At 70.0% G+C, this 20,756-nt stretch carries 12 protein-coding genes and 2 rRNA genes; 8 read left to right on the top strand and 6 right to left on the bottom strand.

Annotated features, from left to right (window positions below; translation table 11 throughout):
* Positions 1-318: 318 nt before the first annotated feature.
* A 23S ribosomal RNA gene (locus tag ACQPXD_RS49795) occupies positions 319-3,431 on the top strand.
* A 121-nt stretch (positions 3,432-3,552) separates the two neighbouring features.
* Positions 3,553-3,669 (top strand): 5S ribosomal RNA (gene rrf, locus ACQPXD_RS49790).
* A gap of 99 nt (positions 3,670-3,768) precedes the next feature.
* Here the strand turns inward: rrf and ACQPXD_RS49785 are convergent.
* Both ACQPXD_RS49785 and ACQPXD_RS49780 read right to left on the bottom strand, forming a co-directional pair.
* Positions 3,769-4,401 (bottom strand): hypothetical protein, encoded by a 633-nt coding sequence (locus tag ACQPXD_RS49785; protein WP_432831147.1) that lies wholly within the window; start codon positions 4,399-4,401, stop codon positions 3,769-3,771.
* Between the two features lie 73 nt (positions 4,402-4,474).
* The gene (locus ACQPXD_RS49780; RefSeq protein ID WP_432831145.1) at positions 4,475-5,320 is read right to left on the bottom strand and encodes a hypothetical protein; all 846 of its coding nucleotides are present in this window, start codon (positions 5,318-5,320) and stop codon (positions 4,475-4,477) included.
* 92 nt (positions 5,321-5,412) lie between these two features.
* Here ACQPXD_RS49780 and ACQPXD_RS49775 point away from each other — a divergent pair, with 92 nt between their 5' ends.
* The 4 genes from ACQPXD_RS49775 to ACQPXD_RS49760 are packed head-to-tail and all read left to right on the top strand — an operon-like array spanning position 5,413 to position 10,680.
* The gene (locus ACQPXD_RS49775) at positions 5,413-8,031 is read left to right on the top strand and encodes a valine--tRNA ligase (protein WP_432831143.1); all 2,619 of its coding nucleotides are present in this window, start codon (positions 5,413-5,415) and stop codon (positions 8,029-8,031) included.
* Between the two features lie 53 nt (positions 8,032-8,084).
* Complete coding sequence (locus tag ACQPXD_RS49770) at positions 8,085-9,353, top strand: bifunctional folylpolyglutamate synthase/dihydrofolate synthase (RefSeq protein WP_432844236.1); 1,269 nt, start codon at positions 8,085-8,087, stop codon at positions 9,351-9,353.
* Entirely contained in the window at positions 9,350-9,712 is a 363-nt protein-coding gene (locus tag ACQPXD_RS49765; RefSeq protein WP_432831141.1) for a DUF4233 domain-containing protein, read from the top strand. The genes ACQPXD_RS49770 and ACQPXD_RS49765 overlap by 4 nt, the downstream gene beginning before the upstream one ends.
* Entirely contained in the window at positions 9,712-10,680 is a 969-nt protein-coding gene (locus ACQPXD_RS49760) for a helix-turn-helix transcriptional regulator (RefSeq protein WP_432831139.1), read from the top strand. Before ACQPXD_RS49765 ends, ACQPXD_RS49760 begins: the two co-directional genes overlap by 1 nt.
* Positions 10,681-11,397: 717 nt before the next feature.
* Here ACQPXD_RS49760 and ACQPXD_RS49755 read toward each other — a convergent pair.
* Positions 11,398-14,226: a VOC family protein gene (locus tag ACQPXD_RS49755; RefSeq protein WP_432831137.1), complete on the bottom strand. Its 2,829-nt coding sequence runs from the start codon at positions 14,224-14,226 to the stop codon at positions 11,398-11,400.
* 133 nt (positions 14,227-14,359) lie between these two features.
* Between ACQPXD_RS49755 and ndk the strand changes: the two genes are divergently transcribed.
* Positions 14,360-14,773, top strand: coding sequence for a nucleoside-diphosphate kinase (ndk, locus tag ACQPXD_RS49750; RefSeq protein ID WP_432831135.1), 414 nt, complete (start codon positions 14,360-14,362; stop codon positions 14,771-14,773).
* Between the two features lie 107 nt (positions 14,774-14,880).
* Here ndk and ACQPXD_RS49745 read toward each other — a convergent pair whose 3' ends face one another.
* Together ACQPXD_RS49745 and ACQPXD_RS49740 are read right to left on the bottom strand one after the other, a co-directional pair.
* Positions 14,881-15,582, bottom strand: a complete 702-nt coding sequence (locus ACQPXD_RS49745) for a lysophospholipid acyltransferase family protein (protein WP_432831133.1) — start codon at positions 15,580-15,582, stop codon at positions 14,881-14,883.
* Between the two features lie 106 nt (positions 15,583-15,688).
* Complete coding sequence (locus ACQPXD_RS49740; protein ID WP_432831131.1) at positions 15,689-16,525, bottom strand: EamA family transporter; 837 nt, start codon at positions 16,523-16,525, stop codon at positions 15,689-15,691.
* Between the two features lie 209 nt (positions 16,526-16,734).
* Between ACQPXD_RS49740 and ACQPXD_RS49735 the strand changes: the two genes are divergently transcribed.
* Positions 16,735-17,340: a helix-turn-helix domain-containing protein gene (locus ACQPXD_RS49735; RefSeq protein WP_432831129.1), complete on the top strand. Its 606-nt coding sequence runs from the start codon at positions 16,735-16,737 to the stop codon at positions 17,338-17,340.
* On the opposite strand, the gene ileS is transcribed toward ACQPXD_RS49735, so the two are convergent.
* Positions 17,337-20,450: an isoleucine--tRNA ligase gene (gene ileS / locus ACQPXD_RS49730; RefSeq protein ID WP_432831127.1), complete on the bottom strand. Its 3,114-nt coding sequence runs from the start codon at positions 20,448-20,450 to the stop codon at positions 17,337-17,339. The two genes, ACQPXD_RS49735 and ileS, sit on opposite strands and share 4 nt — an antisense overlap.
* Positions 20,451-20,756: the final 306 nt, after the last annotated feature.

Here is a 20,756-nt window from a genome sequence, read left to right as displayed (position 1 = left end):
CGGTGGTAAGGAGCCCACACCGGCCGAGTGTGCTGGTGGGGTGCTCGATGGCGGAGACACTGGCGAAGTTCTGTTCGGCAACGGCCGGCGCGGTTAGTACTGCCACGTGAGTGGTGTGGAACGCGGCTGGTGCGGCTGGAGGAGAGCGTATAGGCACCCTGTTGGGTCCTGAAACAACCAGCGATGGTGTGTTTCGGACGTGAATCCAGAATGGTTCGGGGACCTCGGTCGGATGGCCGGAGGCTTGGACAGTCAACGTTCTGGGTTTGGTGTTGGTTGAGAATTGCACAGTGGATGCGAGCATCTTTATTGCTTTGTGGTCAAGTTGCTGAGGGCGTACGGTGGATGCCTTGGCACCAGGAGCCGATGAAGGACGTGGGAGGCCGCGATAGGCCTGGGGGAGCTGTCAACCGAGCTGTGATCCCAGGGTGTCCGAATGGGGGAACCCGGCACCAGTCATGTGGTGTCACTCCTGTCTGAATACATAGGGCAGGTAGAGGGAACGCGGGGAAGTGAAACATCTCAGTACCCGCAGGAAGAGAAAACAATTGTGATTCCGTGAGTAGTGGCGAGCGAAAGCGGATGAGGCTAAACCGGGCACGTGTGATACCTGGCAGGGGTTGCGTGTTCGGGGTTGTGGGACGCACAGTTTCCGGGCTGCCATCCGGGACGGCAGTGAGAAAACCGGTGGTTAGTTGAAGTTCGCTGGAAAGCGGCACCGTAGACGGTGAGAGTCCGGTAGGCGAAAACTGCTGGTCTGTTGTGTGTGTTCCCGAGTAGCGGCGGACTCCTGAAATCTGCCGTGAATCTGCCAGGACCACCTGGTAAGCCTAAATACTCCCTGGTGACCGATAGCGGACGAGTACCGTGAGGGAAAGGTGAAAAGTACCCCGGGAGGGGAGTGAAATAGTACCTGAAACCGTGCGCCTACAATCCGTCGGAGCGTCCTGCCTTTTGGTGGGGGTGACGGCGTGCCTTTTGAAGAATGAGCCTGCGAGTTAGTGATACGTGGCGAGGTTAACCCGTGTGGGGGAGCCGTAGCGAAAGCGAGTCTGAATAGGGCGTTCAGTCGCGTGTCCTAGACCCGAAGCGGAGTGATCTAGCCATGGGCAGGCTGAAGCGCGGGTAAGACCGCGTGGAGGGCCGAACCCACCAACGTTGAAAAGTTGGGGGATGATCTGTGGTTAGGGGTGAAAGGCCAATCAAACTCCGTGATAGCTGGTTCTCCCCGAAATGCATTTAGGTGCAGCGTTGCGCGTTTCTTGCCGGAGGTAGAGCACTGGATGGCCTAGGGGGCCTACAAGCTTACTGAAGTCAACTAAACTCCGAATGCCGGTAAGTGAGAGCGTGGCAGTGAGACTGCGGGGGATAAGCTTCGTAGTCGAGAGGGAAACAGCCCAGATCACCAGCTAAGGCCCCTAAGCGTGTGCTAAGTGGTAAAGGATGTGGGGTCGCATAGACAACCAGGAGGTTGGCTTAGAAGCAGCCACCCTTGAAAGAGTGCGTAATAGCTCACTGGTCAAGTGGTTCCGCGCCGACAATGTAGCGGGGCTCAAGCACACCGCCGAAGCTGTGGCATTCACGCGTGTACCCGGCCCCTTTTTTGGGGTCCAGGTGTGTGGATGGGTAGGGGAGCGTCGTGTCACCGGTGAAGCGGCGGAGTGATCCAGCCGTGGAGGTGGCGCGAGTGAGAATGCAGGCATGAGTAGCGAAAGCAGGGTGAGAAACCCTGCCGCCGGATGACCAAGGGTTCCAGGGCCAGGCTAATCCGCCCTGGGTGAGTCGGGGCCTAAGGCGAGGCCGAGAGGCGTAGTCGATGGACAACGGGTTGATATTCCCGTACCCGCGTAGAAGCGTCCATGCTGAACCTGCTTGTACTAACCTTGCGATGGTCTGAACCTTTCGGGGGGATGGCTGGAGTTTGGGAACTTGGGTGGTAGTAGGCAAGCGATGGGGTGACGCAGGAGGGTAGCTGGGCCCGGCCGGTGGTTGTGCCGGGGCAAGCGTGTAGCCCGTGTCATAGGTAAATCCGTGGCACATGGTGGGTGAGGCGTGATGCGGAGCCGTTTCAGGTGAAGCCAGTGATCCCATGCTGCCGAGAAAAGCCTCTAGCGAGTTTCGAGCGGCCCGTACCCGAAACCGACACAGGTGGTCAGGTAGAGAATACCGAGGCGATCGGGCGAACTGTGGTTAAGGAACTCGGCAAATTGCCCCCGTAACTTCGGGAGAAGGGGGGCCACCGATGGTGAGACCACGTGCTGGTGGAGCGGTTGGTGGCCGCAGAGACCAGGGGGAAGCGACTGTTTACTAAAAACACAGGTCCATGCTAAGTCGTAAGACGACGTATATGGACTGACGCCTGCCCGGTGCTGGAACGTTAAGGGGACCTGTTAGTCTTTCGGGGCGAAGCGGAGAACTTAAGCGCCAGTAAACGGCGGTGGTAACTATAACCATCCTAAGGTAGCGAAATTCCTTGTCGGGTAAGTTCCGACCTGCACGAATGGCGTAACGACTTCCCCACTGTCTCAACCACAGGCCCGGCGAAATTGCAGTACGAGTAAAGATGCTCGTTACGCGCGGCAGGACGGAAAGACCCCGGGACCTTCACTATAGCTTGACATTGGTACTCGAATTCGCTTGTGTAGGATAGGTGGGAGCCGGTGAAGCGGTCACGCCAGTGACTGTCGGAGGCAAGCTTGAAATACCACTCTGGTGGATTTGGGTATCTAACCTTGGGCCGTGAGCCGGTTCAGGGACAGTGTCTGGTGGGTAGTTTAACTGGGGCGGTTGCCTCCTAAAATGTAACGGAGGCGCCCAAAGGTTCCCTCAGCCTGGTTGGCAATCAGGTGTTGAGTGCAAGTGCACAAGGGGGCTTGACTGTGAGACTGACAGGTCGAGCAGGGACGAAAGTCGGGACTAGTGATCCGGCACTGGCAGGTGGAAGCGGTGTCGCTCAACGGATAAAAGGTACCCCGGGGATAACAGGCTGATCTTCCCCAAGAGTCCATATCGACGGGATGGTTTGGCACCTCGATGTCGGCTCGTCGCATCCTGGGGCTGGAGTAGGTCCCAAGGGTTGGGCTGTTCGCCCATTAAAGCGGTACGCGAGCTGGGTTTAGAACGTCGTGAGACAGTTCGGTCCCTATCCGCCGCGCGCGTAGGATACTTGAGAAGGGCTGTCCCTAGTACGAGAGGACCGGGACGGACGAACCTCTGGTGTGCCAGTTGTTCTGCCAAGAGCACGGCTGGTTGGCTACGTTCGGAAGGGATAACCGCTGAAAGCATCTAAGCGGGAAGCTCGCTTCGAGATGAGGTATCCCACCCCTTGAGGGTTAAGGCCCCCAGCGAGACTACTGGGTTGATAGGCCGGAAGTGGAAGCCTGGTAACAGGTTTGAGCTGACCGGTACTAATAGGCCGAGGACTTGACCTCATATACAGCTGTAAGGGCTGTTTCGCATCCACTGTGTGATTCTGAACCAATACCGTTCGCACCCCGGACCCCTCGGGAAAGGTGGGGGGTTGGGTGTGCGGGGTTGACAGGTTCATAGTGTTTCGGTGGCCATAGCGGAGGGGAAACGCCCGGTCCCATTCCGAACCCGGAAGCTAAGCCCTCCAGCGCCGATGGTACTGCACCCGTGAGAGTGTGGGAGAGTAGGACGCCGCCGGACAAACTTTCCTTTAGGGGCCCGTCGCATGCGACGGGCCCCTAAAGCATTTTCGGGACTCCTTTCGCCGGCCTGATCTGGCTGGACCAGGCCGGCGCGGAATCAGGGGCGGTGCTCCACCGCGGTGCGCAGGTCCAGGAAGGGCTTCGCGGCCTCGGTAGCCGTGCGGCCCGAGAACAGGGCGACGCCGAGCGAGCCGTTGTCCGCCCAGCCGCACACCGCCAGGTCGGTGTTGTCGACCTTCGTGACGCCGCAGCGGACCGTGCCGCCGAGCGGGCCGGCCGCCACGTCGTGGACGTCGCGGACGCCGCCGGCGTCGTCGGAGACCACGTCGAACGCGGACTCCAACGTGCGGCCGGGATTCCAGATGCGGGCCGTGCCGGCCACCAGGATCGCGCTGACCTGCTGGTCGCGGTAGATCAGGCCGACGCTCGAGTCCAGGGAGATCTCGGTGGTGACAGCGTCGCGGATGTACTCGGCGGTGTCCTTCGCGCCGTCGCTCGTGTCGAGCGTGAACGCGCCCACCTTGTTCGGCGAGTCGACCGTCGTGCCGCTCTGGGACAGCACCCGGGCCACCGTCGGGCCGTAGATGATCCCGGAGACCAGCAGCGCTGCGGCCGCGACCGAGCCGGAGACGATCGCGATGCGTTTGAGGGGCGGGCGGCCGGCGGGGGCCTCGTCGAGCTCCGCGTCTTCGGGGTACAGGTAGGCGGGACCGCCCTCGGGGTCGACCATCGGCGCACTGTAGCAGCGAACCCTGCGACCCTGGCTGGCGGCCGCAGGGCGCTCACGTGCGCCTCGCGGCGGCTCAGATCTCCCGGGTCTGCACGGCCTCGCGGATCTGCACGAACAGCGGCGCGGCCTCGTCGGCGGTGCGGCCGATGAACACGACCAGGCCGACGCTGCCGTGGTCGGCCCACACGCACATCGACACCTTGCCGACCGCCTGGGACGAGCTCGTGCCGTCGGCGCACTTCACCGTGCCGCCGAGCTTGCCGGGGTGGTATGTCTGCGGGGCGCCGATGCTCACCCCGTCGCTCGCGCCGAAGCCGGTGAAGGCGCTGTCGACCTGGGCGCCGGGGGAGAAGAACGTGCCGGTCCCGGCGGCGAGCACGACGATGTTGCTGGGGTCGTCGCCGGCCGAATACACCCCGACCGCGGTCTCGTCGATGCTGGTGGAGGAGTCTTTGCGCAGCTCGGTCGCGAGGCTGTCGGCGAGGGCCTTCGACTCGTCGGTGTCCTGCTTGGTCAGGCCGCCGGGCAGCGTCGGCGGGGCGGTCACGTGCGAGCTCTCCTTGACATACGGGTAGAGGAACACGCACGCGGCGATGGCGCAGACCACGATCACGCCGCCGACGACGGCGAGCGTGATCCGCAGGCCGTGGCCCTTCTTGGGCGCGGGCGGCGCGAGCACCGGCTGTGGCGGCGGGGGCGGCGCGTAGACGGGCTGCGGCGGGGGCGGCTGATAGGCAGGCTGCTGATAGGCAGGCTGTTGATAGGTGGCCGGCTGGGGCTGCGCCGGGGGCGGGGGCGGGTAGGGGCCCGGGTTGTTCACCGGCGGGGGCGTGCCGAACTCCGGAGCCAGGTCGTAGGACATGGGCCGGAACGGCTCAGAACGAGGCTCGTCGTCCGGGTCGTGCGGCGGGGTCGTCACCTTCGATCAATCTCCTGAGAAAACGAGGCACCTGGGTCGGCTCCGGCACTGGCGAGCGTAGACCCCCGGTGCGACAGTTCTAGACTTTGCGTGTGACGGATACTCCACGCGCGGCGCAGGCGGCGCCGGCGCTCTCGGCGCAGTACACCCCCGGCGAGGTCGAGCGGCGGCGGTACGAGCAATGGGTAGCCGACGGCCTGTTCACGGCGGACGCGGCCAGCGACAAGCCGCCGTTCGCGATCGTGTTGCCGCCGCCGAACGTCACCGGGTCCCTGCACATCGGCCACGCCCTCGACCACTCGGTCCAGGACGCGCTGACCCGGCGCAAGCGCATGCAGGGCTACGAGACCCTCTGGCTGCCCGGCATGGACCACGCCGGCATCGCCACCCAGAACGTCGTCGAGCGGCAGCTGGCCACCGACGGGCAGTCGCGCCACGACCTCGGCCGGGAGGCGTTCGTCGAGCGGGTGTGGCAGTGGAAGGCCGAGTCCGGCGGCAAGATCCTCGGGCAGATGACCCGGCTCGGCGACTCCGTGGACTGGAGCCGCGAGCGGTTCACGATGGACGAGGGCCTGTCCCGGGCCGTGCTCACGATCTTCAAGCGGCTCTTCGACGACGGGCTCATCTACCGGGCCGAGCGGATCATCAACTGGTGCCCGCGCTGCCTGACCGCGCTGAGCGACATCGAGGTCGAGCACTCCGACGACGACGGCGAGCTGGTCTCGATCCGCTACGGCGACGGCGACGATGCGATCGTCGTGGCCACCACCCGGGCCGAGACGATGCTCGGCGACACCGCGGTCGCGGTGCACCCCGACGACGAGCGCTACCGGCACCTGGTCGGCACCGAGGTGGAGCTGCCGCTGACCGGGCGGCGGATTCCGATCGTCGCCGATGCGCACGTCGATCCGGCGTTCGGTACCGGTGCGGTCAAGGTGACCCCGGCGCACGACCCCAACGACTTCGAGATCGGCCAGCGGCACGACCTGCCGAGCCTGACCATCATGGACGAGCACGGCGTCATCACGGTGCACGGGCCGTTCCTGGGCCTGGACCGGTATGAGGCCCGGCCGGCGGTCGTGGCCGCGCTGCGGGAGCAGGGGCGCATCGTCGCCGAGAAGCGGCCGTATGTGCACGCCGTCGGCCACTGCCAGCGGTGCGGCACCACCGTCGAGCCGCGGCTGTCGCTGCAGTGGTTCGTGTGGGCCGCGCCGCTGGCCAAGGCGGCCGGCGACGCGGTGCGCGACGGGCGGGTGCGGGTCGAGCCGCCGGAGCTGACGAAGCGGTACTTCGGCTGGGTCGACAACATGCACGACTGGTGCATCTCGCGGCAGCTGTGGTGGGGCCACCGGATCCCGGTGTGGTACGGCCCGGCCGGCGAGGTCGTGTGCGTCGGGCCCGACGACGAGGCGCCGACCGGCGAGGGCTGGGTGCGGGACGCCGACGTGCTCGACACCTGGTTCAGCTCGGCGCTGTGGCCGTTCTCCACGCTCGGCTGGCCCGACGAGACGCCGGACCTGGCGAAGTTCTACCCGACCAGCGTGCTCGTCACGGGGTACGACATCCTGTTCTTCTGGGTCGCCCGGATGATGATGTTCGGCCTCTACGCGATGGGCGGCCGGCAGCCGTTCGACGTGGTCATGCTGCATGGCATGGTGCGCGACCAGTACGGCAAGAAGATGTCGAAGTCGTTCGGCAACGTCGTCGACCCGCTGGACTGGATCGAGCGCTTCGGCGCCGACGCGACCCGGTTCACGCTGCTGCGCGGGGCCAACCCGGGCGCGGACGTGCCGGTGAGCGAGGAGTGGGCGCAGGGCAGCCGCAACTTCGCCAACAAGCTGTGGAACGCGACCCGCTACGGCCTGGCCAACGGCGCTACGGTCGAGGGCGAGCTGCCCACCGAGGGCCTGAGCACCGTGGACCGGTGGATCCTGTCCCGCCTGCAGCACGTCATCGGCGAGGTGGACCAGCAGTTCGAGTCGCTCGAGCTGGCGAAGGTGTGTGACACGCTGTACCACTTCGCCTGGGACGACGTCTGCGACTGGTATCTGGAGCTGACCAAGCCGGTGCTCGCCGGCGCCGATGCCGAGGCGCAGGCGCGCACCCGGCGGGTGCTCGGCCACGTGCTGGAGAGCCTGCTGCGGCTGCTGCACCCGATCATGCCCTTTGTCACCGAGGAGCTGTGGACGACGCTGACCGGCGGGGCGACCGTGGTGCGGGCCGAGTGGCCGGCCGCCGACAAGGAGCTCACCGACGACGCCGCCGAGCGCGAGGTGGAGAACCTGCAGCGGGTCGTGACCGAGGTCCGGCGGTTCCGCGCCGACCAGGGCGTGAAGCCGTCGCAGCGGGTCGCCGCCCGGCTGGAGGGGCTGGAGGAGGCCGGGCTGACCGCGCACGAGGGCCTGATCCGGTCACTGGCGCGGCTGGAGCCGGCCGGCGGGGACTTCGCGGCGTCGGCGAAGCTGGCCGTCGGCGTGGGGGTCACGGTGGAGCTCGACACCCGCGGCGCGATCGACGTGGCCGCCGAGCGGGCCCGGCTCACGAAGGACAAGGCGGCGGCGGAGAAGGAGGCCGCGCAGTGCCGGGCGAAGCTCGGCAACCCGGCCTTCACCGACAAGGCGCCGGAGGCGGTGGTGGCGAAGATCCGCCAGCGCCTGGAGACCGCCGAGGCGGACCTGGCCCGCATCTCCGCCCAGCTGGAAGCGCTGTGACCAGAAGCTTCTCCGAGGTCGACCAGGAGCTCAACGCCCGCGGGTTCACCCGGATGGTGTTCGACCTCGGCCGCATCGAGGGGCTGCTCGACTCGCTCGGCAGCCCCCAGCGGGCGTATCCGGCGATCCATCTCACCGGTACCAACGGCAAGACCTCGACGGCGCGGATGATCGATTCGCTGCTGCGCGCGCACGGGCTGCGCACCGGCCGCTACACGAGCCCGCATCTGCAGAGCATCACCGAGCGGATCAGCATCGAGGGCGAGCCGATCAGCGAGCAGCGGTTCGTCGACGTGTACGAGGAGGTCGCGCCGCTGGCCGAGTACCTCGACGCGCGCAACGACCAGCCGCTGACGTACTTCGACATGACCACCGCGATGGCGTTCGCCGCGTTCGCCGACGCGCCCGTCGACGTGGCCGTGGTCGAGGTCGGCCTCGGCGGCGCGGACGACTCGACCAACGTGCTGCATGCGCAGACGACGGTGATCACGCCGATCGGGCTGGACCACACCGAGTGGCTCGGCGACACGCTCGAGGAGATCGCCTGGGCCAAGGCCGGCATCGTGCACAAGGGCTCGACGCTGATCTGTGCGCTGCAGCCGGAGGAGGCGATGCGCCCGATCCTGGAGCGCTGCGCCGAGGTCGGGGCGAGCCTGGCCCGGGAGGGGCGCGAGTTCGGCGTCGTCCATCGCGATCTCGCCGTCGGCGGGCAGGTGTTGACGCTGCAGGGGCTTTCCGGGGTGTACGAGGGGATCTTCCTGCCTCTGCACGGCGAGCATCAGGCGCAGAACGCGGCCATCGCGCTCGCCGCGGTGGAGGCGTTCCTGGGCGCGGGCGCGGAGCGGGCGCTCAACGCGGAGGCGGTGCGGGAGGGCTTCGCCGGCGCCAGCTCGCCCGGCCGGCTCGAGCGCATCCGCAACTCGCCGCCGATCCTGCTCGATGCCGCGCACAACGAGCCGGGCATGGCGGCCGCGGTGAAGGCGCTGACCGAGGAGTTCGCGTTCAGCGGCCTGGTCGCGGTCGTTGCCGCGCTGGCCGACAAGGACGTCGAGGGGATGCTGGAGCTGCTGGAGCCGATCACGGAGAGCATCGTGGTGACCCGCAACAGCTCGCCGCGGGCGATGCCGGTCGCGCAGCTGGCGGCGATCGCCGAGGAGCTCTACGGCGCCGACCGGGTGCACGTGGTGCCGGCCCTGCCCGACGCCATCGACGCCGCGGTCACGCTCGCCGAGTCCGACAACGCCGTGCCGGGCACCGTCGGCATCCTCATCACCGGCTCGGTCGTGACCGTCGCCGACGCCCGCGGGCTGCTGCGCCGATGAGCGCGCCGACCGGGCTGAAGAACCCCGAGGCCGCCGTGCGCGGCGTCGGCGCCGCCGGGCTCGCCGTCGAGGGGGTCGTGCTGCTGCTGGCGCTGCTGCCGCTGGCCAAGCTCGGGCACGGCGGCGGCGGTACGACAGCGGCGATCTGGGTCTGCGCCGGGCTCGCCGTCGTGTGCTTCGCGCTGTGCGGGCTGCTGCGCCGCTCGTGGGCCTGGTTCGCCGGGCTGTTGGTGCAGGTCGTGCTGCTCGGCGGCGGGTTCCTGCACTGGTCGCTGCTCGCCCTGGGCATCGTGTTCGGGCCGGCGTGGCTGTATGCGTTGTACGTGCGCCGGTCGGTGTACGCGAACCGACCTGGCTGATGCGCGCGAGCCGGCTGCTGTCGACGCTGCTACTGCTGCAGACCCGGGGCCGGCTGACCGCGCAGCAGATCGCCGACGAGCTCGAGGTGTCGGTGCGCACGGTGTACCGCGACATCGAGGCCCTGTCCGCCTCCGGCGTGCCGGTCTACGCCGACCGCGGGCCGGCCGGCGGCTTCCAGCTGGTCGACGGCTACCGCACCAGCCTGACCGGCCTCACCACCGACGAGGCGGCCGCGCTGTTCCTGGCCGGCAGCGGCGCCACCGCGGGCGACCTGGGGCTCGGCCCGACGCTGGAGGCGGCGCGGCTGAAGCTGCTCGCCGCGCTGCCGGCCGAGCAGCGCACGACCGCCGGGCGCATCCAGGAGCGCGTGCACGTCGACGCGCCGGGCTGGTTCCGCGACCCGGAGGCGCCGCCGCACCTCGACGCGGTGGCGTCCGCGCTGTGGGAGCAGGTTCGGATTCACGTTCGGTACCGTAAATGGGACGGGACTTCGGTCGAACGCACCCTGGAGCCGCTCGGCCTGGTGCTCAAGGGCACCGCCTGGTATCTGGTGGCGCGCGGGCGCACCCGCATCAACGGTTACCGGATCTCCCGCATCGACGGCCTGACCGCGAGCGACGAGCGCTTCGAGCGGCCCGAGGATTTCGATCTGCGGCGGTACTGGCTGGGCTTCGCCGAACGGCTGCAGGAGACGCTCTACCGGGGCGGTTCGGCGACCGTGCGGGTCGGTCCGCGCGCCGCCCGGCTGTGGTGGATGCTGGGCCCGGTCGCGGAGCGGGCGCTGCGCGAGACCGGCACCCCCGACGGCGACGACGGCTGGCTCCGGGCGGTGCTGCCGATCGAGTCCTTCGAGCACGCCCGGGTCGACCTGGGCCGCTTCGGCCCGGACGTGGAGGTCGTCGACCCGCCGGAGCTGCGCGCACTCATGCGCGCCACCGCGGAGGATACGCTGCGCCGCTACACGTAGACGCCCACTCGCCCCGACGGTCCTGCCGTCGGCCGCGGTCCGAAAAGTCGGGCGCTCCGCGCCACGACTTTTCGGATTTATACCCCGACAGGTCATAAATCGTTTATGCCCGGCTGTGCACCATGCGCATGGTCACGAGTCGGATTTATCGCCCATCGGGCCATAGATCGGATTTCGGCGACGAGAAGTCTCCGCGATCATGCACGCCACCGCGCCGACATCCCGGGTTCTTCATGATCACGGAAGGTTATGGTACGCCCGTGTACATCAAGGCTCCGTGATCATGGGAAACCCGTGTGCACACCGCGGGTCGGGCATGATCGCGGAAACATAATGCGCGTCGGGCGATCGGCCGCCGGCAGCCAGGGCCGCGGCACGCAACCTGCCGACGGCGGGTCGGCGGTGGCTGGGACCCCGGCCCGGTGGCGCATCGTGATGTGCCCGATATGTCCTGGATGCGCAGGCTGCCCGATTGGCGATTGCTTTCAGCGGCGCAGCTCCCACCAGCGCGGTCGCTCAGAGCGGCGCAGCTCCCAGTGGGTGCGGTCGCGCTAGCGGCGCGGCTCCGAGGGGTGCGGTCGCTCTTGGCGCGCGGCTCCCAGTGAGTGCGGTCGCGCTCGCGGCGGGGCGGCCAGTGGGTGCGGTCGCGCTCGCGGCGGGGCTGCCCCAGTGGGTGCGGTCGCGCTGGCTGCGGGGCTCGGAGTCGGTGTGGTCGTGCTAGCGGCGCAGCTCCCAGCGGGTGAGGGCGATGGCGTGGCCGTCGGGGTCGCGGAATGTGGCCGAGCACAGTTCCAGTTGCTCGCCCTGCGGAACCACGCGGGGGCGGTGCACGAAGTCGACGCCCTGCTCGCGTAGGCGCTCGTAGGCCTCGTACACGTCGGGGACGTCGAGGTTCAGGTGGACCACGCGGCGGTCGACCGGCGGCATGTCCGCGACGCGCCGCAGCACGACCCGGGCCGTGCCGGTCTCCAGCACCGCGCTGGTCGGGCCGCTGTCGAGTTCGGTGAGGCCGAGCGTGTCGCGGTAGAACCGGCGGGAACGCTGCAGGTCGGACACGATGAGCGTGATGCTCACGCCGTTGACCCCGTCCAGCGGCATGGCCTGCCGGCGCGGGGCGGCGGCCAGGAACTCGGCGACCGCGCCCTCGCTCAGCGGCTGCTCCTCCAGCTGGTCCTCGGGCGGCAGGTAGTGCTCGGTCGCATACGGGTCGGGGGTCACCGGCTCGTCGTCGTCCTCGCCGGCGGCCGGCGATGGCTCGGGGGTGCGGCGGACGGGCGGTGCGCTGTAGAGGCCGGCGCCCACCGGGACGGGGCCGCGGCCGTTCGCCGACCAGGCCGAGCCGGTCGGCCTCTGCGGATCGCCGATCGCCGAGAAGACCGACGGCTCGCCCGCCGCCCCGGCCTGCCCCGTGCCGCCCGTGGCCTCGGCGGTGCCGGTGGGCCCGGCGGTGTCGGTGGGCGCGGCGTCCGTGGGCGCGGCGTCCGTGGGCGCGGTGTCGAAGGGTGCGACGTCCGTGGGGTCGGTGGGTGGGGCGTCGGCCGGCGGGGTTTCGGTGGCCTCGCCGTCGATGACCGTGGGGTAGTCGTCGTGGTGCATCCGCGTCGGCGGCTGCTCCGTCTCCCGGTCGGGATAGTGCGACACCGGGGCGGGGCCCGGCTCCGGCTGCCGCACCGGGGTCCACCAGTCGATCTCGGTGGCGGGGTCGGGAAGGTCGACCGGAGCGGGGACGGTCGAGCCGGCCTCCGGGATCGTGTATTCCTCGGGCTGGGCGACGGCCGCGGTCTCCGTCTCCGCTGCGGTCTCGGCGGCGATATCGGTCCCGGCCTCGGCGGCGGGATCGGTGGGGACGTCGGTTGCTTGCCCGGCGGGAACGTCGGTCGCGGGCTCGGCCGTGAAGGCGGTCGCGGGCTCGGCAGGGAGGCTGGTCGCGGGGTCGGCCGCGAAGGTGGAGGTGTCCGCGGCCGGGTCGGCGGGGGTCTCGATCGGTGGGCGGCCGCGGCCGGGGCGGGTGCGGCGGACCCGCTCGTGCGCGCCGGAGCGCGGGTGGGGGCTCGGGCGGCGGTGTGCGCCCGCGCCAGCGGTGCGTGGTGAGGAGCGCAGCCGCATGATGATCGGCTGGTCCTCCTCCTCGATGGCCGAGTGCGCCGGTCCCAGCGCGGCCTCGGCCTCCTGCGCCGGCTGGGCGCCCTCGGACTCGGCGGAGGCCGGGGGCGGTGCGGCCTCGCCGTCGCCGTCGCCGTCGCCGTCGCCGTCGCCGTCGGTGTCGGTGTCGGCGTTGGTGACGGAAGGGGCCGGGGGCGGCGTGGCCGGGGCGCCGGCGGGGTCCGAGGGTGATGCAGTCGCGGTGCCGGTGTGGGCGACGGCGGTGCCCAGCGTGTCGGTGGGAGCCGGGGACGGCGAGGCCGCGGGCTCAGCGGTAGCCGGGGCGTGAGCGGAGGCCAGGGGTGGTGCCGCCGCGGCCTCAGCGGTGTCCGGGGCGTCGGTGGGCGCCGAGGGTGGTGCGGCTGCGGTCTGAGTGGGCGCCGGGGGTTGTGCGGCTGTGGTCTGAGTGGGGGCCGCGGGTGGTGCGGTCGCGGTCGAGGTGTGGGCGACGGGGGTGGCCGGGGTGCCGGTGGGGGACGGGGGTGGCGCGGTGGTGGTCTCGGCGTAGGTGACGGCGGTGGCCGAGGCGCCGATCGGCTCGGCGGTGTGGTGGGCCGGGTCGGGGGCGGCGTGGCGGGGGCGGGCGGCTGGGCGGCCGGGGCGGCGGGCCGCGTCGGGGATCTGCTCGGCCGGTGGGGCCATCGGGGCGGCGACCGCGGTGCTCGTGCGTGCGCCGACCGGGGCGCCCACCGGCTGGTCGATGCCGGCGTCGGCCGGGGAGCCCAGTGGCCGGTCGATGCCGGCGTCGGCCCGGGAGGCCAGCGGCTCGTCGATGCCCGCGTCGATCGGGGGCAGGTCGGTCAGGGTCGGGGTGTTGTCGGGCGGCGTGTTGAGGCCGGAATACGCGTCCTCGGAGGGCGGGCCGTAGTCGTCGCCGTCGAGGGTGTAGCCGGCCGGGGCGTAGATGTCCGGGGCGCTGCCTGCGCCGCCGGCGGTGACGCGCTGGTCGGCTAGGGCGAGCTCCTGGTGGGTCTGTACGCGGTCCCAGAGCACGGTGAACTTGCGCGGGGTGCCCTTGAGGACCTGCACCGGCAACACTGCGCCCGGCTCGGGCCACTTGTCCAGCGGGATGGCCGGGTCGGTGGTGGAGACCGAGACGCCGTGGATGCCGGTGGCGGTGACGGTGACCTTGAGCCGCCCGCGGGCGGTGCGGCCGTCCATGGTCGGGCGCGGCGTGATGGCATCGACGACCGCGGTGCCCTGCACGTAGTGGCGCACCTTGTTGCGTGAGTTGAGCACCCTGATCATCACCGGTCCGACGGCGGCGATGATCACGCCAAGCGCCACGACCAGCGCGTTGGTCATGCCAAGGCCGCAGAAGGCCAGGAATCCGCCCACCACGAGGAGCAGGATGATGACCAGATTCCGGCTGTCCGACGACGACGCACGGTTGCTGGACGGCAAGTCGACCTCCCCAGACGACTGACATCAGGCTATGCCTGATCATCGCCGAAACGGAAGTCTCCGGCACCCCAGCGCGTCGCGGGTGGTGACGCTGGGTAGGCTGCGCGCAGTACAACATCATTGGAGGAGACCCGTGTCCGAGCGCACGCTCGTTCTCATCAAGCCCGACGCCGTTCGCCGTGGCCTGGTGGGCGAGATCATCGGCCGGCTCGAGCGTAAGGGTCTGGCCATCGATGCGATGACGTTGCGCACGATGGACGCGGCTCTGGCCGACCAGCACTACGCGGAGCACGTGGAGCGCGATTTCTACCCGCCGCTGCGGGACTTCATGACCGGTGGGCCGCTCGTCTCGCTGATCGTTTCCGGCGACGAGGCCATCGCCGTGGTGCGCACCCTGATCGGCGCGACCGACGGCCGCAAGGCCGCTGCGGGCAGCATCCGCGGCGACCTGTCGCTGTCCAACCGGGAGAACCTGGTCCACGCCTCCGACTCGCCGGACAGCGCCAAGCGTGAGATCGCCCTCTGGTTCCCGGAGCTGGCGCTCTAACCGTCCGCGTCAGCGGCGAGCCGATCGGCCCTCCGCGTCGGGGGCGAGCTGGTCAGCCGTCCGCGTCGGCGGCAAGGGGTCGGGGCGCGGAGGCGGCGGCGAGCTGGTCAGCTGTCCGCGTCAGTGGCGAGCTGGTCGGGGCGCTTCGGGGCGTAGCGGCCGACGTACTCCTGGCCGGTCAGCTGCTGGATTGCGTTCATGAGCTTGAGGGTCACCTCGCGCAGGGCGCGGCTGTCGACCTCGCCGCCGCCCTGCCACTGGCTCAGGTCCAGCGGCTCGCCGATGCGGACCTCGACCTTCGGGCCCAGCTTCGGCAGGGAGGCGCCGACCGGCAGCACCTTGTCGAAGCCCATCAGGCCGACCGGGATGATCGGGGCCGGCGCGTCCAGGGCCAGCTTCGCCACGCCGGGGCGGCCGCGGTAGAGGCGGCCGTCGGTGGAGCGGGTGCCCTCGGGGAAGATGCCCAGCACGTGGCCGGCCCGCAGCACCGGCAGGGCGGCGTCCAGGGCCAGCAGGCTGGCGCGGCCGCCGGAGCGGTCGACCGGGATCTGGTTGAGGCCGTACATGATGTTGCGCAGCGCGGCGCCCTTGAGGCCGGGGCCGAGGAAATACTGGTCCTTGGCGAGGAAGTAGACGTTGCGCGGCATGACGGAGCCCATCATCACCGAGTCCAGCACCGATTGGTGGTTGCTCGCGAGGATGGCGGGGCCTTTCCTCGGCACGTTGTCCAGGCCGGTGATCTTGGGGCGCCACGCGATCCGGATGATCGGCGCGACCGTTGCCTTGCCGATCGCATAGAGCGCGGACAAATGCCCTCCACCAGGCTCAACTCGATGATGCCGCACACTCTAACGGCCGTTGCGGGGCCGGTCAGCCGGGGAGCTCACAAGGTGGGCAACACCACCTGCGGAGTCACTAGGACGCGACGAGGACCAAGGCGGTGGCGGCGAGGCCGAGGCCGGCGAGCTGGGCGGGGCGGAGGCGTTCGCGGTCGACGAACAGGGCCAGCAGTACCGTCGAAACGGGATAGAGCGCGGCGATCGGCGCGGTGATGCTCAGGTCGCCGCGCTGGACCGCCAGGAGGTAGAGCGCATTGGCGCTCATGTCCAGCGGGCTGGCCAGCAGCAGCCAGCGCCACGACGCGGCGTCGGGGCGGGCGGCGGCGTGGCGCGGGCGGGCGGCCAGCAGGGCCATGCCGAGGGCCAGCGCGGCGACCTGGGCGGCGGCGATCGGCCACAGGCCCGAGTGGTCGCCGGCCCGGGACAGGCAGGCGAAGAACAGGCCGAACCCGGCGCCGGACAGCAGCGCTAGGCCGACCAGCCGGGCGGTGACCCGGCCGCCGGCCCCGCCGGCCGCGCTGACCAGGCCGATCGCGGCGATCGCGCAGGCCGCGCCGGTCAGCGGGACGGGGCCGGGGCGCTCGCCGGCGACGAGGCCGGCGGCGACCGGCAGCAGGGCGGTGGTCACCGCGCTCACCGGGGCGACGACCGCCATCGCGCCGCCGGCCAGGGCCCGGTAGAAGGCGATCATGCCGAGGACGCCGACCAGGCCGGCGGCGGCGCCCCAGGCCAGGGCGCGCGGTGCCGGGGCGGCGGGCAGGAGCAGCAGGTAGAGGGCGAGGAGGGGGACGCTGGCCGCCTTGGACAGCACGACGACGAGCAGCGCATCGGCGCGCTGGCTGGCCTTGCCGCCGGAGAAGTCGCCGACGCCCCAGACCAGCCCGGACAGCGCGGCGAGGACGATGCCGATCACGCCCGCCTCGCAAAACCGGAGTCGTCGGCGCCCCGGACCGGGCCGGAGAGGGCGGCGAGGACGATGCCGATCACGCCCGCCTCGCAAAACCGGAGTCGCCGGCGCCCCGGACCGGGCCGGACAGTGCGGCGAGGGCGATGCCGATCACGCGGGCGGCGCAGACGCGAAGGTAACCTCAAGCACGGCATAGTCGTACCATAATAATGACCGTGAAGGAAAATATGTTGACCGACCGGGAGCGGGACGCGCAGGCCGCGATCGCGCGGCAGGTGAAGAGCCTGCGGCAGGGGCGGCGCTGGTCGCTCGACGAGCTGGCCAGCCGCTCGGGCGTCAGCAAGGGCATGCTCGTGCAGATCGAGGGGGCCCGGACCAATCCGAGCATCGGCACGCTGTGCCGGGTGGCCGAGTCGTTCGGGGTGAGCATCGGCCGGCTGCTGGAGGGCGAGCCGGAGCCGGTGGTGAAGATCGTCGGCGCCGACGAGCCGGCGGTGCTGTGGCGGGGGCCGGACGGCGGCACCGGGCGGCTGCTGCGCGGCGTGAACGACCCCGCGTTCGTCGAGGTGTGGGAGTGGCGGATGGCGCCGGGGGAGGCGCACGACTCCGCCGATCACACGCCCCGCACCCGGGAGATCATCCAGGTCCGGGCGGGCGCGCTCGTGGTGACCGTCGACGGCGCCGAGCACCTGGTGCGCACCGGCGAGACCATCGACTTCACGGCGGACCGCCCCCACGGGTACCGGAATCCGGGCCCGGCGGAGGCGGTCCTCATGATGGTGGTGGTCATGCCCGCGGGCGAGCACGACCGCCGCCGCTAGATCTTGCCGACCCGCACGCGCACGGCCTCGCCGTCGCCGACCTCGCCCGCGAAGCCGTCCGCGACCGGCCCGGTCGTGACGCTCTCGGCGAGGGTCTCGCCGGCCACGAACGCCCGGTGCGTCTCCAGCGCCGCGGTGGCCGACGGCGGGGCGTCGACCACGACGGTGATCCGGTCCGACACGTCGAGGCCGGCGTCGCGGCGGGCCTGCTGGACCACCCGGACCAGGTCGCGGGCCAGGCCCTCGGCCGCCAGCTCCGGCGTCACCGTGCTGTCGAGCACGACCACGCCCTCGCCGCCGGGCAGCGGCGCGGATTGCGTCGGGTCGGCGGCGACCAGCTTGAGGTCGTACTCGCCCTCGCGCAGCTCGACGCCGCCGGCCACCACCGCGCCGGCGGTCTGGCCCCAGTCGCCCGCCTTCACCGCCTTGATGACCTGCTGGACCTCCTTGCCCAGGCGCGGGCCGAGCACCCGCGGGACCAGGGTCAGCACCCGCGTGCAGTGCGCGGCCACGTCGTCGGTGAACTCGACCCGCTTGACGTTGACCTCGTCGGCGACCAGCGCCGCGAACGGCCGCAGCGCCGCCGCGTCGGGCGTCGCCACGGTGAGCAGCGACAGTGGCAGCCGCACCCGCAGGCCGCGGGCCTTGCGCAGGGACAGCGCCGCCGAGCACACGTCGCGCACCGCGTCCATGTTGGCCACCAGCTCGTGGTCGGCCGGGAAGTCCGCCGCCGAGGGCCAGTCGGTCAGGTGTACCGAGCGCTCGCCGGTCAGGCCGCGGAAGATCTCCTCCGCGGTCAGCGGCGCGAGCGGCGCGACGACCTGGGTCAGCGTCGACAGCACCGTGTAGAGCGTGTCGAACGCGTCGTGGTCGCCCGACCAGAACCGGTCCCGGGAGCGGCGAACGTACCAGTTGGTCAGCGCGTCGAGATACGCCCGCACCGTGCCGCAGGCCCCGGACAGGTCGTAGGCGTCCAGCTGCCGCTCGACGGTGGCGACCAGCTCGCCCGTCTTGGCCAGCACGTAACGGTCGAGCAGGTCGGCGCTGTCGGTGCGCCGCCGTGCGGTGTAACCGTCGGCGTTGGCGTAGAGGGAGAAGAAGTACCACACGTTCCACAGCGGCAGCAGGACCTGGCGCACCGAGTCGCGGATGCCCGTCTCGGTGACCGGCATGTCGCCGCCGCGCAGCACCGGCGAGGAGACCAGGAACCAGCGCATCGCGTCCGAGCCGTACTCGTCGAACACCCGGTACACGTCCGGGTAGTTGCGCAGGCTCTTGGACATCTTGCGCCCGTCCTCGCCCAGCAGGATGCCGTGGCTGACGCAGTTGGTGAACGCCGGCCGGTCGAACAGCGCCGTGGCCAGCACGTGCATGGTGTAGAACCAGCCGCGGGTCTGGCCGATGTACTCCACGATGAAGTCGCCCGGGTAGTGGTGCTCGAACCAGTCCGCGTTCTCGAACGGGTAGTGCACCTGCGCGTACGGCATCGAGCCGGACTCGAACCAGCAGTCCAGCACCTCCGGCACCCGGCGCATGACGGACTGCCCGGTCGGGTCGTCCGGGTTGGGCCGGGTCAGGTTGTCGATCTCGGGCCGGTGCAGGTCGGTGGGGCGCACGCCGAAGTCGCGCTCGAGCTCGTCCAGCGAGCCGTAGACGTCGACCCGCGGATACTGCGGATCGTCGGACTTCCACACCGGGATCGGCGAGCCCCAGAACCGGTTCCGGCTGATCGACCAGTCGCGGGCGTTGGCCAGCCACTTGCCGAACGAGCCGTCCTTGATGTGCTCCGGCGTCCAGGTGATCTGCTGGTTGAGCTCCACCATCCGGTCGCGGAAGGTCGACACCGCCACGAACCACGACGACACCGCCTTGTAGACCAGCGGGGTGTCGCAGCGCCAGCAGTGCGGATACGAGTGCGTGTAGCTGTCGTGCCGCACGACCACGCCGGCCGCCTTGAGGTCGCGGATCACCGGCTTGTTGGCCTCGAAGACCTGCAGCCCCTGGTAGTCCGGGACCAGCGAGGTGAACCGGGTGTGCTCGTCGACGGTCACCACCGTGGGGATGCCCACCGAGGCGCACGCGTTCTGGTCGTCCTCGCCGAAGGCGGGCGCCATGTGCACCACGCCGGTGCCGTCCTCGGTGGTCACGAAGTCGGCGCCGATCACCTGGAAGGCGTTCGGGGTGTCGGCGAGATAGTCGAAGAGGGGGGTGTACCGCCGGCCGACGAGCTCCGCGCCGCGCAGTGACCCGGCCCGGGTCGCGTTCGCCAGCTCCTTCTCGTAGGCGGCGACCCGCGACTCGGCGAGGATGTACCTGACGCCCTCCTCCTCGAAGACCGCGTAGTCGATGTCGGGGCCGACCGCGACGGCCAGGTTGGACGGCAGCGTCCACGGCGTGGTCGTCCAGACCAGGATCTTCTCCCCGGTCTCCAGCTGGAAGGCCACGGTGAGCGCCGGGTCCTGCCGGTCGCGGTAGACGTCCTCGTCCATCCGCAGCTCGGTGTTGGACAGCGGGGTCTCGCAGCGCCAGCAGTACGCCAGCACCCGGAAGCCTTCGTAGACCAGACCCTTGTCGGACAGGGTCTTGAAGGCCCACATGACGCTTTCCATGTAGTCCAGGTCGAGCGTCTTGTAGTCGTTGGTGAAGTCGACCCAGCGGGCCTGGCGGGTGACGTAGCGCTCCCACTCGCTGGTGTAGCGCAGCACCGACTCCTTGGTGGCCGCGTTGAACTTGTCGACGCCGAGCTGCAGGATCTCGGCCTTGGTGGTGATCCCGAGCTGCTTCTCCGCCTCGACCTCGGCCGGCATGCCGTGGCAGTCCCAGCCGAAGCGGCGCTCGACGCGGAAGCCGCGCATCGACTTGTACCGCGGGACGACGTCCTTGGCGTAGCCGGTCAGCAGGTGGCCGTAGTGCGGCAGGCCGTTGGCGAACGGGGGCCCGTCGTAGAAGACGAACTCGTTCGACCCGTTCTCGCCGGCCGCTCGCTGCGCCACCGACGCCTCGAACGTGCCGTCGCCGGACCAGTAGTCCAGGACCTCGCGCTCGACTTCGGGCAGCTTCGGGCTGGCCGGCACCCCCTGGGCGCCGGCGCGGTGCATGGGGTAGGCCATCGGTGGTCGCTCTTTCCTCGCGTGGGCGATCTCGTGCTCTCCACGCGGGGACGAACCGGTCGCCCGGTCCGCGGTACCACCCCGCTTGCCGCCGGAGTGGTGCGCCCGGCGGCCGCTCGTTGGCCGGCTGTCACGGGCCGGTACCCGTCCGGTTCTACTGAGCCCCTCGCACACGTGGTGCGCGCGGGGCCGTTCTTCCGGAGGCTCGCCGGTGATGGCCGGGTCGACGCCTGTACATCGAGGATACCGCGACCCGGGAACCGGGTTTCCGGGGAGCCATAAGAAATAGTAAAGAAACCTTGACAT

The sequence above is a fragment of the Dactylosporangium sp. CA-092794 genome (genome assembly GCF_050948465.1).
Lineage (GTDB): Bacteria > Actinomycetota > Actinomycetes > Mycobacteriales > Micromonosporaceae > Dactylosporangium.
This window is presented reverse-complemented; position numbering and strand designations above follow the sequence as displayed.

Excerpts from the sequence above, each read along its gene's own strand:
- ACQPXD_RS49785 (WP_432831147.1), bottom strand. The coding sequence starts at position 4,401 with ATGGTCGACCCCGAGGGCGGTCCCGCCTACCTGTACCCCGAAGACGCG.
- ACQPXD_RS49760 (WP_432831139.1), top strand. The coding sequence starts at position 9,712 with ATGCGCGCGAGCCGGCTGCTGTCGACGCTGCTACTGCTGCAGACCCGG.
- ileS (WP_432831127.1), bottom strand. The coding sequence starts at position 20,450 with ATGGCCTACCCCATGCACCGCGCCGGCGCCCAGGGGGTGCCGGCCAGC.
- ACQPXD_RS49765 (WP_432831141.1), top strand. The coding sequence starts at position 9,350 with ATGAGCGCGCCGACCGGGCTGAAGAACCCCGAGGCCGCCGTGCGCGGC.
- ACQPXD_RS49770 (WP_432844236.1), top strand. The coding sequence starts at position 8,085 with ATGGTGTTCGACCTCGGCCGCATCGAGGGGCTGCTCGACTCGCTCGGC.